Raw genomic sequence first — 14,870 nt, 5'->3', positions numbered from 1 at the left:
ACACCGTATCGTCACAATGCCGGAATAGCCATGGATCAGTCGATGCCGGATGGCACGGTTGCGAGGCCGGTATTGGGCAGACTGCCTCCTGATTGGCTGGTTTGGTACGGCTACCGAATATCGGGAGTGTGAAATTTGCAAAGGGAAACAGCAAGCGCCAGGTTTATATCCCGGTGCGTTGTGCCAGTCGCCCGGCAACAAAATCGATAAAGCAGCGTACTTTGGCGGACATGTGTTTGCGGCTGGGATAGATCAGGTAGATATCAATCACCATCGGTTGGTAGTCGGTAAACAGTTCGATGAGTCGGCCACTGCTGATTTCGTTGGTAAATAGGAATGAGGGCATACAGACGATGCCGTGGCCAGCAAGGCAGAGGGAAATTTCCATTTCCGAGCTGTTGCTGCTGACCCGGCTATTCACTTCGACTTGGATATCTTTGCCGTATTGGTTGCGATAGTGCCAGAGGCGCGGTGTTTTCAAACCGCTGTAGGTGATGCAGTGATGTTCGGCGAGTTCTTCCGGTCGTTGCGGGGTTCCGTATTGTTGCAAATAGGACGGGGCGGCGAGTGTCACGGCCCGTGAGCGCATGACGCGACGGCTGATGAGGCTGGAGTCTTCCAGTTGCGGGGTGGCTCGTATCACAACGTCGAAGCCGTCTGCGACGATGTCGACCTTGAGGTTGTTGAAGTCGATTTCGAGGCCGACCTGCGGGTAATACTGCAAAAAGTCGGAGAATATGCCGCGCATCTGGGCCATGCCAAAGCTGACCGGGCAGCTGACCTTGAGGGTGCCGGCCGGTTGTTGCTGCTGCCCCATCAGGGCATTTTGAGCATTGCTGACGTCTGCGATGATTTGCTGGCATTGCTGGTAGTAGAGTCGGCCTTCGGCGGTCAAGTGCTGTGAGCGGGTGGTGCGGTTGAGCAGGCGGGTGCCGAGACGTTCTTCAAGCCGGGCGATTTCTTTGCTGATATAGGAGGTGGAGTGCCCGGTGTTGTCGGCGGCGCGGGTGAAGCTGCCAGCACTGACTACTTCGGCGAAGATGATGATGCCGTCCAGCAGATGGGCGTTGTAGGTCATGCTGTCTCCTTTTCTCGCTCACGACGTGTTGGCTTTTGACGGCGTGAATAATGGCTTATTGATAGTTGTATGGAAACAATAACTCCACAAAAGCTCTATTAATCAATCTGTGTGGCTAATGTAAGGTATACCTCATCAATCAATCTTCACCTTAAAGGAGCCACCGCATGAAAATATTAGCGTTTGCCGCTACTAACAGCCGTCAGTCCATTAACAAGCAGCTGGTCACTCATGCGGCCAAGCAGCTGCAACAGACCACTGGTGCTGAGTTGGAAATCCTCGATCTGAATGACTTCGAGATGCCGATTTACAGTGTTGACCGTGAACAGGAGTCTGGCATTCCTGAACCGGCTCAGACGTTTTTCAAGAAAGTCGGCGAAGCCGATGCCGTGCTGATCTCGTTTGGTGAGTTTAATGGGTCATTCAGTGTGGCGTATAAAAACGTGTTTGATTGGGCTTCCCGCATCGACCAAAAGGTTTATCAGAACAAGCCAGTGTGTGTAATGGCAACGTCCCCAGGCCCCGGGGGTGCGCAGAGTGTATTGGCGGCAGCGGTGGGGTCTGCGCCGTATTTCGCCATGGACGTGAAAGCGCAATTGTCGGTACCGTCGTTCTACGATAATTTTGATGTTGAGAAAGGTGAGCTGAGCAATGCGGAATTGTCTGCAGCGCTGACCGAGGCGTTGGCGACGCTGGCTTGAGGCCTTGTATGGCCTGATTGCTGTAAATTAAAAAAACCGGCTCTGCCGGTTTTTTTGTGCCTGAAATAGGTTTGCGGATACGGACGGAGGCGGTTCCTACGGGCAAGGCCTATCCTCTCAGGCGACGATACGCATATCCATCTCACTGAGGTGGTTGAGGAACAGCGTGAAAATCTCGCTTTGTTGTGAGGTATTCAGGCGGCCGTGGATATTTTTGCGATGCACCTTGACGGTGCCGACACAGATATTAAGCAGGTCGGCGATGGATTGGGAGCTGTGGCCTTGCAGAATCAGCGCGGTAATCTCTTGTTCGCGGCGGGTCAGTACGCCCTGGCCGAAGGTGCGCAGGGCCTGGGTCAGGGTGCTGCGACTTTTGCCGTTGGGCAAGTATTCGTCGGCGTTGGAAAGCCAGAACTGGCGAATCAGCGCGCTGATCATGGCGCAGTGTTCCTGTAGCCGGTTCATTTCTGCGCGGGTGATGCTGCCGAGGCTGGATTTGCGACCAAGAGACAGGGTGAAGTAGCTGCTTTCTGCCAGCTCGATCACCAGGTTGATCTCGTCGACCAGATCAAATTCCTGATAGCAGTTGTGGAAGTATTCCGTCTGGGTGAAGGAGTCCGGTGCGATGCTGCTGAGGCGGCTCAGGCCGGTAATCTGGCTGCTGCTGGCGTTGTTCTGCAAGGCACTATAGAGCGGGTCGAGCAGGTAACTGTGATGCAGGTAGGTTTCCAGCGCCGGGCTGGGTTCGCTGGTCTCGGTGTATACCAGCGTTGGCTTGGCACCGGGAACAAACACCAGCATCAGGCAGGTGTCGAAATGCGCCAGCGTCGCCAGGTAATCGGCCAGTTCTTTCGGAAAACTGGTCAGGCGAATATGGTCGACCAGACTGGCCAAGGCTTTGGTTGCGATGATATCGGCCATCAGAGTGCTCCGGCTTGTTGGGCGCTGGTGAGGGTCAGGTCGAGGCAGGTACGGATTTTCTGGCACAGCTCGTTGATCTCGGTTTTGCTGATGATCAGCGGCGGTGACAACACCATACGGCTGCCGACGGCGCGCATGATCAGGCCATTGGCAAAACAGTGGTCGCGGCAGATCATGCCGATGTCGAGGCTGGACGGGAACAGGGTTTTTGTGGCTTTGTCCTGCACCAGAGCGATACCGGCTACCAGACCAACGCCATCAATCTGGCCCACTAACGGGTGGTCGGCGAGGCTTTCACGCAGGGCTTTCTGGAAGTAGGGGCCGGTGCTGTCGCGTACCTGCTCAACAATGCCTTCGGTTTTCATTATTTCGATGGTTTTCAGCGCCACGGCGGCGGCCACCGGATGACCGGAATAGGTAAAGCCGTGGTTAAAGTCGTTATCGTGCTCCATCAGGGCGTTGCTGATGCGATCCCCGACCGCCACGGCGGCGATGGGCAGATAGCCTGAGGACAAACCCTTGGCCATCGAAATAATGTCGGGCTGGATATTGAAGGTATTGCTGCCGAACCAGTTGCCGGTACGTCCAAAACCACAAATGACTTCATCCACTGCCAGCAGAATGTCGTACTGGCGGCAAATACGCTGGATTTCTGGCCAGTAGCTGGCGGGTGGCACGATCACGCCACCGGCTCCCTGGATTGGCTCCGCTACAAACGCGGCAACGTTGTCGGGGCCAACGGCGAGAATTTTTTCTTCCAGCGCCCGTGCAGCCGTCAGACCAAATGCCTCTTCGCTTTGATCTCCGCCTTCGCCATACCAGTAAGGCTGTCGGATGCGCTCGATGTTCGGTACCAGCGGGCCACCCTGTTGGTGCATGCCGCTCATGCCGCCGAGGCTGGTGCCGCCGATGGTGCTGCCGTGGTAAGCGTTGTCACGGCTGATCAGAATATTACGCCATGGTTTGCCCTTGATGGCCCAGTAGTGGCGGGTCAGCCGCATTAGGGTATCAATGGCTTCCGAGCCGGAGCTGGCAAAAAAGATCCGGTTGAGGTCGCCGGGCGTCACACTGGCGATGGCTTCTGCCAGCTGGGCCACCGGGCCATGAGTGGTCTGGAAGAAGGTGTTGTAATACGGCAGCGTGCGCATTTGTTGTTCGGCGACCGCTGCCAGTTCTTCACGGCCATAGCCCAGGTTCACACACCACAGACCTGCCATTCCATCCAGAATCTTGTTGCCCTGATCATCCCAGATGTACACACCATCGGCGTGTGTGATCACCCGTGCGCCCTTGTTATTGAGGCGGGTGGCGTTGCTGAACGGATGCAGATGGAAGCGGGCATCGGTTTGCTGCAAGGATGAGTGGCTGGCGGAAGCAGTAGTGGAGTCGTGTTTCATGGCGCTGACCGTGTTTTAAAATGTGATCACAATTTTGTGATCACAAAATGATTTGGTCAAGGGCTGTACAAAAGCACTGGCCTGAAATGACCAATCGTCCAGATTGTCTGTCAGCGTGCCGGGTGATACCGGGCTGGTCATGATCTGTGAGGGAATTAACATTACCGGGCAAACAAGCCGCAACAAGTGTCCGTCGGCGGCCCCTAACCCAGCAGTTGTTGCAGCTGCTCCGGCGATGAAGCAAAGGCGCAGCCGTCACGAATATCGGCGCTGATGGCCATTTGCAGGGCCAGGGAGTCGCGCTCACGAATGGCGCTGATGGCTTCCTTGTGGCGATCGACCTGGTAATAATCGTCGAGGTTTTCGATGGCTACCTGCATAAAGGGCGCAAGTTGCAGCCACAGGCTTTCGATCAGCGACTGGGTCACCTGATGCGGGCTGGCGGTGTACAGCAGGCGGTGAAACTCCTGGTTGTAACGGGTCACATCGTGGCCGTTGCCGTGCTCGGTGGCGATGTCGATGCGGTGATCGAGGTCTTCGAGTTGTGCCAAGCGCGCTTCGTCGATATAGGGCATGGCGCGGACGGCACTGTGGGTTTCAAGGCAGATGCGGGCTTCGACCAGTTCGGCAAATTTCATCGCCGTCATTTTGGGCACCATCACGCGCCGGTTTCCCTGAATCTCCAGTGCGCCTTCAGCAGACAATTGCCGCAGGGCCTCCCGGATTGGCATCGGCGAAACATCCAGCAATGTGGCCAGTTCCCGAATTGTCAGTGCCCGTCCTGGTGGTATTTTGCCCAGTAATACCGCTTGCCGCAGAGTGCTGTATACCCACTGGGTGATAGTTACAGCGCTGTGGCGCTCAGTTAGGGTGAGATCAATCGGGGTGTGTTTATCCATGCTGATAGCGCTCTTTCTGCTGGTTATACCGGTGTTTTTTACTTGCCTGTCATCGAATATGTGATCACAATTCAGACATTCAAGCACAACACGGGCGTGTCAGCCAGAGTGTTTATGACCCCTCCTTTTCTTGTGCTCCTTCATGACCAGGTGTTCCATGCAAAATGATTTTGATCTTTTTATCGTCGATCTGAACGGCAACCTGCGAGGCAAACGCCTGTTAGGCAGCTCGCTGGAAAAAGTTTATGAAGAGGGCGTCAAGCTGCCACGCTCTGTTATCGGTGTCGATTTCTGGGGCGGCGATGTGCCAGATAACGGACTGGTTTTTGAAACCGGTGATAACGATGGCATCTGTGTGCCGGTGCAAGAAAAACCGACTCCGGTGCCCTGGGCCGGTCAGGAGCGTCATCAACTACAAGCGATGATGATGAACCCGGATTACTCGCCGTTTAATGTCGATCCGCGTCAGGTATTAAAAAATATCGTCGACCGTTTCCATGAGCAGGGCTGGTATCCGGTGATGGCAACGGAGCTGGAATTTTATCTGATGGATGGTGACTCGGAAGAAGTACAGCGTCCGCGGCCGCCGGTGCTGGACCGGGGTCATGGCCGTCGCCTCAATACCACCGATGCCTATTCGATCGAAGATGTGGATGGTCTGGAATCGTTTTTTGCCGAAGTCCGTGCCGCCTGTGATGTGCAGGGCGTACTGGCCGATACCATTATTTCCGAGCTGGGGCCGGGCCAGTTTGAGATCAACCTCAAACACGTGTCCGACCCGCTTAACGCCGGGGATCAGTCGATCTGGTTCAAACGCCTGGTCAAGGGGATTGCCCGCAAGCACGGTTACACCTCGACCTTTATGGCCAAGCCATACGCGGAACACTCAGGCAACGGCTTCCATGTGCATTTCAGCCTGCTCGATAAAGACGGCAATAACCTGTTCGACAACGGTGGCGAAGAAGGCACCGAGATGCTGACCCAGGCGATTGCCGGTCTGTTGCAATTGATGCCCAGCTCAATGCTGATGTTCGCACCGCATCTGAACTCCTATCGCCGCTTTCAGGATGGCTCGCACGCGCCGGTTTTTGCGTGCTGGGGTTATGAAAACCGCACCACCGCGGTTCGAGTACCGGAAGGCGACCCGGAAGCACGGCGTCTGGAGCATCGGGTATCCGGTGCGGATGCCAACCCGTATCTGGTGCTGGCGGCTGTTTTGGCCGGCGCTTTGTATGGCTTGAACAACAAGCTGACCCCGCCGGAACCCATGGAAGGTGATGCCTATGCCGATTCTGATGAGTCCACCCGCTTGCCGTATCGCTGGGATGACGCCATCAAGGCACTGGACAAGAGTGCGGTGATACGGGAGTACCTGGGAGACGAATTTGTGGATGTGTTTTGTGCCATCAAGCGTCAGGAAATTACGGAACTGAACAGCCGTATTTCTGATATTGAATACGAGTCTTACCTGGGCCTGTTGTAGGGGCGGCGTATTCCGACCGACTTTTGCCGGCTTTTCGCTGTCGCACCCGCCGTTTTTGGTCAGTCGTTCTCGTCAGTCACCATCGCGTGATTGACGGGGCGACTCCCATAACACCTATTCCCACAACACCGATTGCCATAACACCGATTACCATAACACCACGTCCATTACCCCGTTTTGCCCATCAGGGAAGGATTTATTCTGCCCACCGATTGGGCTTTTCTTGATTTATAGCAGCCTGTTTGTGCCGCCTGCCTGATATACAGTCCGCCGCTTAATCGACGTATCAAGGAGGAACGTATGCGGAAGTTGGCAGCATCCATATGTGCACTGACCATAGCATCCAGCGCCTGGGGCGCAGACAAGGAGCTGAATATCTATAACTGGGATGATTATATCTACCCGGAAGCGGTTGCTGAATTCGAGCAGCAAACCGGTATCAAAGTGAATTACGACGTTTACGAAACAGACCAGACCCTGGATGACGTGCTCAAGGCAGGCAACAGCGGTTATGACCTTGTGGTACCGTCTGGTCTCTTTCTGGAACGGCAAATCCAGGCCGGGTTACATGCGCCAATCGACCGGAGCAAGCTGGATAACTACAACAACCTCGATCGGGTGCTATTGGCCAAGGTCTCATCCTACGATGAAGGTAATACCCACGGAGTCCCCTGGGCCTGGGGCACCATCGGGTTAGGCTACAACGTCGATATGATCCGCGAGCGGCTGGGGGATATGCCCACCAATACCCTGGATCTGATCTTCAACCCCGCCATCACCGCCAAGCTGAAAGACTGTGGCATTGGTGTGCTGGACTCGCCCTCCGACGTGATCGCCATCGCCCTGAACTACAAAGGCATCATGCCGGACTCCGAAAGTACCCGGCACCTGAAAAAAGTAGAACAGATGCTACTGGCCAATCGGGACAACTACCGTTATATCCATGCCTCCCAATACACAGAAGATCTCGCTAACGGCGATATCTGTCTGGCACTGGGTTACAACGGCGATATTCTGCAATCCCAAATCAATGCCGAAGAAGCGGGTAACGGGGTTAACGTGGCGTATGAAATTCCTCAGGAAGGCACCGCGATCTGGTTTGATCTGATGGCTATTCCGGCGGATGCCGCAAACAAGGAAGCGGCTTATCAGTTTATCGATTTTATTCTGCAGCCAGAAACGGCTGCGCGCATTTCCAACCATGTTTATTACGCGGTCCCCAATCGAGCGGCAGCCCCTTTTCTGGATAAGGACGTGAGCAGTAACGAAGGGGTGTATCCGGTCTCGAGCTTGAAATCCAACCTGTTTTCTCTGAGAGCCCATAGTGACAAGTTCAATCGTGTACTGGAGAGCACCTGGACAAACATCAAGAGCGGCATTTAACTCGCCGGTAGCCGGCTTTGTTTTATGCGCTGCTGTTGTGCGGCCGCTGCAAGGCGGCTTTGTTTTTCTGTTCTTGTTCTTGTAGCTGTTTGCAGCGCCGTTTTTTACACCTGTTTTCCCCCATTTCACTGCCGCGACTTGCCGGTCGCCGCCAGCCTGTTTTTCCTGATCGATTGACGGTCGCTATCAAGATTGCCCAAGCGCGATAACCTGCCAACCAGCCGGGCTGCGGACACGTTGTCCATAATGTGAACATTGTCGGTCGGCTTGTACCTGTGGTAAGCCATTCATGTGTCTGTAACGCTTGATTTTACTGGCCTGCGCCCGGCATCTGGGGGATATAGCCCCTGGGGGGTATGGGAATGCCTGAGCGGCATCCGTAGCGTGACGATCAAGCTTGATCGATAACGTCTTATTTCTGGAGAAACGTATGCTCAAACTGTCTGCTCTGATGGCCTCTGTATGTGCGCTGACGGCCGCATCCAGCGTATTGGCCGCTGATAACAAGGAATTGAATATCTATAACTGGTCGGACTACATTTACCCGGAAGCGGTGTCTGAGTTTGAACAGAAAACCGGCATCAAGGTGAACTACGACGTTTACGACTCCAACGAAGTGCTGGAGGCCAAGTTGATGACCGGCAGCAGCGGTTATGATTTGGTGATTCCAACCGGAGCGTTTCTGGAGCGTCAGATCCAGGCTGGTATCTACACCACCATCGACAGCAGCAAACTGAGTAACTACGGCAACCTCGACAGCACCTTGCTGGAAAAAGTCGCCCGTCACGACGCCAACAATGCCCACAGCGTGCCATGGGCCTGGGGCACCATTGGACTGGGTTACAACGTGGAAATGATCAAGGCGCGACTGGGTGATATGCCCGCCGATACCCTCGACCTGATCTTTGACCCCAAAATCTCTGCCAAACTGCAAGACTGTGGTATTGGTATTCTGGACTCCCCGGCAGAAGTGATGTCGATTGCCCTCAACTACGCCGGTCTTGATCCTAACTCAGAAAGCAAAAGCGACCTCGGCAAAGCCGAAGCCCTGATGAAAGCCAACCGTGACAACTACCGCTATTTCCACTCCAGCCAGTACATTTCTGATCTGGCCAATGGTGAAATCTGCGTAGCCTTGGGTTACAACGGCGACATTCTGCAATCCCAGAGCCGTGCTGAAGAAGCCGGGCAGGGCGTAGAAGTGACCTATGCGATTCCAAAAGAAGGCACGCTGGTATGGTTTGACCTGATGGCCATTCCTGCCGATGCACCCCATAAAGACGCGGCTTACCAGTTTATCAACTTCGTTCTGGAGCCAAAAACAGCCGCTGGTATCTCTAACTATGTGTATTACGCCGTACCCAACACCGCCGCCGAGCCATTGTTGAACGAAGACGTGATCGGCAACCCAGGGATCTACCCCAGTGCCGAAGTAAAAGCCAAGCTGTTTACCCAGCAAGCCCACAGCGCCAAATTTGATCGCATACTGAACCGCGCCTGGTCAAATGTAAAAACCGGCCGTTAATTGATCGTCGCATCAGTCGGGCAGAACGCCCGGCGGTGTTACCATTCCTGAGGGGGGACTGTCCCCCCATCTCACTGGTAGCCAGGTTATGACAAGCGCAAAATCTCCCGTTTCGAATAAGAATCCGCTTACCGCGCCAGCTCCCGATTTATGGCGTGATCCGGATGCCCGACCGTTTGTGTTTTTTGATGGGGTCACCAAAACATTTGATGACTTTACCGCTGTGGATAACATCAGCCTGAAAATCTACAAGCGCGAGCTGTTTTGTTTACTGGGTGGTTCTGGCTCCGGCAAAAGCACCCTGCTGCGGATGCTGGCCGGATTTGAACAGCCGACCCAGGGCCGCATCCTGATAGACGATGTGGATATGGCTGGCATTCAGCCCTGGAACCGTCCGGTTAATATGATGTTCCAGTCGTATGCACTGTTTCCGCACCTGACAGTAGAAAAGAACATTGCCTTTGGCCTCAAGCGCCAGCGGCTGGCCGATGTCGACATCAAACGTCGTGTTGCCGATATGCTCGACATGGTACAGCTGGGCCATCTGGGCAAGCGCAAGCCGCATCAACTGTCTGGTGGTCAGCGTCAACGGGTAGCACTGGCGCGCTCGCTGGTCAAACGCCCCAAGCTGCTGCTGCTGGATGAACCGCTGGGAGCGCTGGATAAAAAACTGCGCGAAGAAACCCAGTTTGAACTGATCAACATCCAGGAAGAACTGGGCGTCACCTTTGTGGTGGTGACCCACGACCAGGAAGAAGCCATGACCCTGGCAACCCGCATCGGCGTGATGAACCAGGGCAATATCGTCCAGGTGGGCGAACCCCACGATATTTATGAATACCCCAACAGCCGGTTTGTGGCCCGCTTTATTGGCTCGGTCAACCTGCTGAATGGACGCGTAACCGAAGACGAGCCAGACCGGGTGCGTATCCGCTGCAACGATTTTGAACCACCGGTCTACCTCAACCACGGCATCAGCTGCGCCCCCAACCAGGAAGTGTGTGTTGCCATTCGGCCCGAAAAAATGCTGATCAGCCATGAGCCGCCAGCACAGACCGACAACACCTGCTCCGGGGTGATCGAAGACATCGCCTATATGGGCAGCCTGTCGGTCTTCCGTGTGCGCCTCGACAGCGGTAAAGAACTCCGCGTTACCCAGCCCAATATCTCCCGCGACAGTGGTGCCCGCTTTACCTGGAATGAACGGGTGCATCTGTACTGGGATGTGGACAGCGCCGTCGTACTGACCAGCTGAGAGAGGATACTTTTTATGAGTCAAGCCAAGGGCGATACCGCTGCCCACTCGCGGTTGCAACGGGTGTTGCACAAGCTGCCACTAAAACGGATCAACTGGGGTCGCCAGCTGGTGATCTCGATGCCGTTTGTATGGCTGGCGGTGTTCTTTTTTGTGCCGTTTCTGGTGGTGTTCAAAATCTCACTTTCTGAAACCGCCATTGCCATTCCGCCGTATACCGCCCTGATCGAGCTGGAAGACGCGCTGCTCAATATCAAGCTGAACCTCGGCAACTACCTGTTTTTGTGGGAAGACTCCTTTTATCTGGAGGCGTACCTGAGTTCGATCCGCATTGCTGGCGTCTCGACCTTGCTGGCACTGATCATCGGCTTCCCGATGGCTTACCTGATTGCCCGTAGCGAATCCCGCACCCGCACCATCTTGCTGGCGCTGGTTATTTTGCCTTTCTGGACATCATTCCTGCTGCGGGTTTACGCCTGGGTCGGATTACTGAAAAAAAACGGCCTGGTTAACGATATCCTGATTAACCTCGGCATCGTCAGCGAACCGATCCAGATGCTGCAAACCGATTTTGCCGTCTACATTGGCATCGTTTACACCTACCTGCCGTTTATGATCTTGCCGCTGTATACCGCGCTGGAAAAAATGGACATGTCATTGCTGGAAGCCGCTGAAGACCTGGGCTGTCGGCCGTTCCAGAGTTTCTTTCTGGTGACCATTCCGCTGGCCATGCCGGGCATTCTGGCAGGCTGCACCCTGGTGTTTATTCCCGCGGTGGGGGAATACGTGATCCCCACATTGCTGGGTGGCTCCGATACCCTGATGATTGGCCGGGTACTGTGGGATGAATTCTCACTCAACCGCGACTGGCCCATGGCCTCCGCCGTTGCCACCGTGATGCTGGTGGTACTGGTGCTACCCATTATGCTGCTGCGCAACCGCAAGGAGGCTGAATAATGGCCGTGCAACGTCGTTCCTGGTTTTTATATACCTCCTCGGCACTGGGGTTCCTGTTTCTCTACGTGCCGATAATTTCACTGATCATCTACAGCTTTAACAAATCCAAACTGGTGACCGTTTGGGGCGGCTGGTCGTTCAAGTGGTATGGCGAACTGTTCCAGAACGAGCAGATTCTCAGCGCCGCCTGGCTCAGTATCAAAATTGCGTTTATCTCCGCCTCGCTGGCAGTGGTATTCGGCACCATGGCTGGTTTTGCCCTCAGCCGGATGGGGCGCTTTCGCGGCAAGATGCTGCTGTCGGGCTGGATCTCGGCACCACTGATCATGCCCGAAGTGATTACCGGCCTATCGTTACTGCTGCTGTTTGTCGCCATGGAAGACCTGTTTGGCTGGCCTGCCGGACGGGGCACCCTGACCATTATTCTGGCCCATACCACCTTCTGCATGGCCTATGTGGCGGTGGTGGTGCAAGCCCGCATGGCAGACTTTGATACCTCGCTGGAAGAAGCCGCAATGGACCTGGGCGCCAAACCCTCCTCGCTGTTTTTTCTGGTGACCCTGCCATTAATTGCACCGGCGATCTTATCAGGCTGGCTGCTGTCGTTTACCCTGTCGCTCGACGACCTGGTGATCGCCAGCTTTGTCTCCGGGCCTGGGGACAGCACCTTGCCGATGGTCATCTTCTCCAAGGTACGCCTGGGTGTGACCCCGGAAGTCAACGCCCTGGCCACCCTGATGATCCTGATTGTTGCCGTGGGCGTTGTCGTGGCCATGTTACAAATGCGAAAGCGGCCCAAGCCGTAATACCTGCCGCCAACCGGCAGCCGCATAACGCATCACGGTGCGTTATGCGTACCCTATGACCGTTAACAACGAGCACTTTATGAAAATCGGTATTCTGGTCACCGGGCTCACCCCGGATACCCTCATCGACCAATACGGCAGCTACGCCGATATGTTTCAGCGCCTGTTCCAACCCCATAACCCCGGCTTTGAATACACCGTTTACAGCGTCAGCCGGGGCGACTTCCCGGCGGCGGCAAACGACTGCGACGGCTGGGTAATTACCGGCTCCAGACACAGCGTTTACGAAGAACTGGACTGGATTGTCCAGCTCAAGGATTTTGTCCGCCAGATTGCTGATTCCGAACGACCGTTAGTCGGGATTTGTTTTGGTCACCAACTGATTGCCGAAGCACTTGGCGGCAAGGTCGAAAGATACCACGGCGGCTGGGGTCTCGGAGTCAACACCTACCAGCTCGACAACGGCTTTGCCCAACAGCTCGAACAAGCCACCGGGCACGCACCACAAACACTCAGCATCAACGCCGTGCATCAGGACCAGGTGACCATTCTGCCCGCCAGTGCCACCGTACTGGCGCATTCCGACTTCTGCCGCTATGCCGTTCTGGGCTACTTCAACAACCGCATCGTCAGCCTGCAACCGCACCCGGAATTCACCCTCGACTTTGAAGACGCCCTGCTCACCGACCGGGGAGGCAAAGGCATCCCGCTGCAAGACACCGAACAAGGACTGATCAGCGTTCGTCAACCCGACGCTTGCCTGGATTCCCCAGTGATCGCAGGCTGGCTGGTGGCTGTGTTGCAGCAACAATAAAACAGCTGCAACAATAAACAGCCGCAGGGACGCCGTCCGGGGTTGTCCCCGTAGCGGCGATCCGCGTCATTCCGGGCTTGCCCCGGAATCCTCCGCACGACCGTAGAGACGCTCGCTATGGCTGTCCGCAACGGCGGTGTGGGTGCTCTTAATCCCTTTTAATTCAGGGTTGGTTTTCTACGAATGCATTGCTGAGCCTGAACAGTTCCCGGCAGTCTTAATCCCTTTTAATTCAGGGTTGGTTTTCTACAAGAGCTGCAGGAAGAAATCAGTCGAGCGGACAGGTCTTAATCCCTTTTAATTCAGGGTTGGTTTTCTACAGAAGCTGAAACGCGGCCACAACTCAAAATATGCGGTCTTAATCCCTTTTAATTCAGGGTTGGTTTTCTACTTTTTATGATAAATAGCTAAAAATATCTATTTAGTCTTAATCCATTTTAATTCAGGGTTGGTTTTCTACCTGCTTTGCCGTTTGCATACAAGCCGCCCAGGTCTTAATCCCTTTTAATTCAGGGTTGGTTTTCTACTTTTTCTCTCTTGTCAATGTACTGCTGTATCCACTGTCTTAATCCCTTTTAATTCAGGGTTGGTTTTCTACCATCCGGGAATACACAGAAGCGTATGCCGAAGTGTCTTAATCCCTTTTAATTCAGGGTTGGTTTTCTACTTTTTATGATAAATAGCTAAAAATATCTATTTAGTCTTAATCCCTTTTAATTCAGGGTTGGTTTTCTACGCTCACTGTTCAGCTCTACAGAGTTGGACGAAGTCTTAATCCCTTTTAATTCAGGGTTGGTTTTCTACCGCCAGAACCAGGATTGTTTGGCGACTTCATTTGGTCTTAATCCCTTTTAATTCAGGGTTGGTTTTCTACCTGCTTTGCCGTTTGCATACAAGCCGTCCAGGTCTTAATCCCTTTTAATTCAGGGTTGGTTTTCTACTTTTTCTCTCTTGTCAATGTACTGCTGTATCCACTGTCTTAATCCCTTTTAATTCAGGGTTGGTTTTCTACCAATGGCAGAAATAGATGAGGCGCTGTCGTTTGTGTCTTAATCCCTTTTAATTCAGGGTTGGTTTTCTACCTCAGCAAAGACGGCGAACTGGTTGCAAAGGCGTCTTAATCCCTTTTAATTCAGGGTTGGTTTTCTACTGGGACGACTACAATGCCATGGATATTGAAACATGTCTTAATCCCTTTTAATTCAGGGTTGGTTTTCTACGTTCCCGATGGGCTGCCCCAGGCTGATGACGGTCTTAATCCCTTTTAATTCAGGGTTGGTTTTCTACGTGAAAAGTACCCACAATTCCACGTTATCAAAGGAGTCTTAATCCCTTTTAATTCAGGGTTGGTTTTCTACGTTATGAAAACAATTATTGATTTGCGCAGTCATGTCTTAATCCCTTTTAATTCAGGGTTGGTTTTCTACGTGACAGGGTCAAGATAACAGTCGGGCCTTTGGTCTTAATCCCTTTTAATTCAGGGTTGGTTTTCTACAAAGGCGCTATTAAATAAATACAATATAAACCAAGTCTTAATCCCTTTTAATTCAGGGTTGGTTTTCTACATCGCAAGCAGTTACAGATTACGTAGAAAAAGTGTCTTAATCCCTTTTAATTCAGGGTTGGTTTTCTACGATACACGCTAATGGTG

General features: G+C 53.7%; 12 protein-coding genes and 1 CRISPR repeat array (1 of these 13 cut by a window edge). Of the genes, 8 read left to right on the top strand and 4 right to left on the bottom strand.

The features are described from left to right. Window positions 1–163 precede the first annotated feature (163 nt). Window positions 164–1,078 carry a LysR family transcriptional regulator gene (locus Q8W32_RS08845; RefSeq protein WP_305414578.1) on the bottom strand — a complete coding sequence of 305 codons (915 nt, stop codon included), beginning with the start codon at window positions 1,076–1,078 and terminating at the stop codon, window positions 164–166. 167 nt (window positions 1,079–1,245) lie between these two features. Between Q8W32_RS08845 and Q8W32_RS08840 the strand changes: the two genes are divergently transcribed. Next, window positions 1,246–1,779: an NADPH-dependent FMN reductase gene (locus Q8W32_RS08840; protein WP_303433582.1), complete on the top strand. Its 534-nt coding sequence runs from the start codon at window positions 1,246–1,248 to the stop codon at window positions 1,777–1,779. 117 nt (window positions 1,780–1,896) lie between these two features. On the opposite strand, the gene Q8W32_RS08835 is transcribed toward Q8W32_RS08840, so the two are convergent. From Q8W32_RS08835 to Q8W32_RS08825, 3 genes are all read right to left on the bottom strand, one after another. Continuing rightward, on the bottom strand, window positions 1,897–2,700 hold the full coding sequence (locus tag Q8W32_RS08835) for a helix-turn-helix transcriptional regulator (protein ID WP_303433583.1): 804 nt from the start codon (window positions 2,698–2,700) through the stop codon (window positions 1,897–1,899). Further along, entirely contained in the window at window positions 2,700–4,097 is a 1,398-nt protein-coding gene (locus Q8W32_RS08830; RefSeq protein WP_305414575.1) for an aspartate aminotransferase family protein, read from the bottom strand. The genes Q8W32_RS08835 and Q8W32_RS08830 overlap by 1 nt, the downstream gene beginning before the upstream one ends. 203 nt (window positions 4,098–4,300) lie before the next feature. Then, window positions 4,301–4,996, bottom strand: a complete 696-nt coding sequence (locus Q8W32_RS08825; protein ID WP_305414574.1) for a GntR family transcriptional regulator — start codon at window positions 4,994–4,996, stop codon at window positions 4,301–4,303. Window positions 4,997–5,153: 157 nt separating this feature from the next. Between Q8W32_RS08825 and Q8W32_RS08820 the strand changes: the two genes are divergently transcribed. From Q8W32_RS08820 to Q8W32_RS08790, 7 genes are all read left to right on the top strand, one after another. Then, a complete protein-coding gene (locus tag Q8W32_RS08820; RefSeq protein ID WP_303433589.1) occupies window positions 5,154–6,479 on the top strand; it encodes a glutamine synthetase family protein in 1,326 nt (441 codons plus the stop codon). Between the two features lie 300 nt (window positions 6,480–6,779). After that, a complete protein-coding gene (locus Q8W32_RS08815; RefSeq protein ID WP_303433591.1) occupies window positions 6,780–7,862 on the top strand; it encodes a polyamine ABC transporter substrate-binding protein in 1,083 nt (360 codons plus the stop codon). Between the two features lie 430 nt (window positions 7,863–8,292). Next, on the top strand, window positions 8,293–9,387 hold the full coding sequence (locus Q8W32_RS08810; protein ID WP_305414572.1) for a polyamine ABC transporter substrate-binding protein: 1,095 nt from the start codon (window positions 8,293–8,295) through the stop codon (window positions 9,385–9,387). Between the two features lie 88 nt (window positions 9,388–9,475). Further along, entirely contained in the window at window positions 9,476–10,642 is a 1,167-nt protein-coding gene (locus Q8W32_RS08805) for an ABC transporter ATP-binding protein (RefSeq protein WP_305414570.1), read from the top strand. Between the two features lie 15 nt (window positions 10,643–10,657). Further along, window positions 10,658–11,599, top strand: coding sequence for an ABC transporter permease subunit (locus Q8W32_RS08800; RefSeq protein WP_305414569.1), 942 nt, complete (start codon window positions 10,658–10,660; stop codon window positions 11,597–11,599). Then, window positions 11,599–12,405 carry an ABC transporter permease subunit gene (locus tag Q8W32_RS08795; RefSeq protein ID WP_303433599.1) on the top strand — a complete coding sequence of 269 codons (807 nt, stop codon included), beginning with the start codon at window positions 11,599–11,601 and terminating at the stop codon, window positions 12,403–12,405. Before Q8W32_RS08800 ends, Q8W32_RS08795 begins: the two co-directional genes overlap by 1 nt. A 55-nt stretch (window positions 12,406–12,460) precedes the next feature. Next, window positions 12,461–13,219 carry a type 1 glutamine amidotransferase gene (locus Q8W32_RS08790; RefSeq protein ID WP_303433601.1) on the top strand — a complete coding sequence of 253 codons (759 nt, stop codon included), beginning with the start codon at window positions 12,461–12,463 and terminating at the stop codon, window positions 13,217–13,219. A 145-nt stretch (window positions 13,220–13,364) separates the two neighbouring features. After that, window positions 13,365–14,870: a CRISPR direct-repeat array (repeat unit 36 nt; unit sequence GTCTTAATCCCTTTTAATTCAGGGTTGGTTTTCTAC); it runs 262 nt beyond the window's last position.

The sequence above is a fragment of the Oceanobacter sp. 3_MG-2023 genome (assembly GCF_030688925.1).
Taxonomy (GTDB): domain Bacteria; phylum Pseudomonadota; class Gammaproteobacteria; order Pseudomonadales; family Oceanobacteraceae; genus Oceanobacter.
The sequence above is the reverse complement of the archived record's forward strand: the minus strand, read 5'-3'. Positions and strand labels throughout refer to the sequence as shown.

What these genes read in the sequence shown, in the direction of transcription:
- Q8W32_RS08845 (WP_305414578.1), bottom strand. Translation starts at nt 1,078, where the DNA reads ATGACCTACAACGCCCATCTGCTGGACGGCATCATCATCTTCGCCGAA.
- Q8W32_RS08840 (WP_303433582.1), top strand. Translation starts at nt 1,246, where the DNA reads ATGAAAATATTAGCGTTTGCCGCTACTAACAGCCGTCAGTCCATTAAC.
- Q8W32_RS08835 (WP_303433583.1), bottom strand. Translation starts at nt 2,700, where the DNA reads ATGGCCGATATCATCGCAACCAAAGCCTTGGCCAGTCTGGTCGACCAT.
- Q8W32_RS08830 (WP_305414575.1), bottom strand. Translation starts at nt 4,097, where the DNA reads ATGAAACACGACTCCACTACTGCTTCCGCCAGCCACTCATCCTTGCAG.
- Q8W32_RS08825 (WP_305414574.1), bottom strand. Translation starts at nt 4,996, where the DNA reads ATGGATAAACACACCCCGATTGATCTCACCCTAACTGAGCGCCACAGC.
- Q8W32_RS08820 (WP_303433589.1), top strand. Translation starts at nt 5,154, where the DNA reads ATGCAAAATGATTTTGATCTTTTTATCGTCGATCTGAACGGCAACCTG.
- Q8W32_RS08815 (WP_303433591.1), top strand. Translation starts at nt 6,780, where the DNA reads ATGCGGAAGTTGGCAGCATCCATATGTGCACTGACCATAGCATCCAGC.
- Q8W32_RS08810 (WP_305414572.1), top strand. Translation starts at nt 8,293, where the DNA reads ATGCTCAAACTGTCTGCTCTGATGGCCTCTGTATGTGCGCTGACGGCC.
- Q8W32_RS08805 (WP_305414570.1), top strand. Translation starts at nt 9,476, where the DNA reads ATGACAAGCGCAAAATCTCCCGTTTCGAATAAGAATCCGCTTACCGCG.
- Q8W32_RS08800 (WP_305414569.1), top strand. Translation starts at nt 10,658, where the DNA reads ATGAGTCAAGCCAAGGGCGATACCGCTGCCCACTCGCGGTTGCAACGG.
- Q8W32_RS08795 (WP_303433599.1), top strand. Translation starts at nt 11,599, where the DNA reads ATGGCCGTGCAACGTCGTTCCTGGTTTTTATATACCTCCTCGGCACTG.
- Q8W32_RS08790 (WP_303433601.1), top strand. Translation starts at nt 12,461, where the DNA reads ATGACCGTTAACAACGAGCACTTTATGAAAATCGGTATTCTGGTCACC.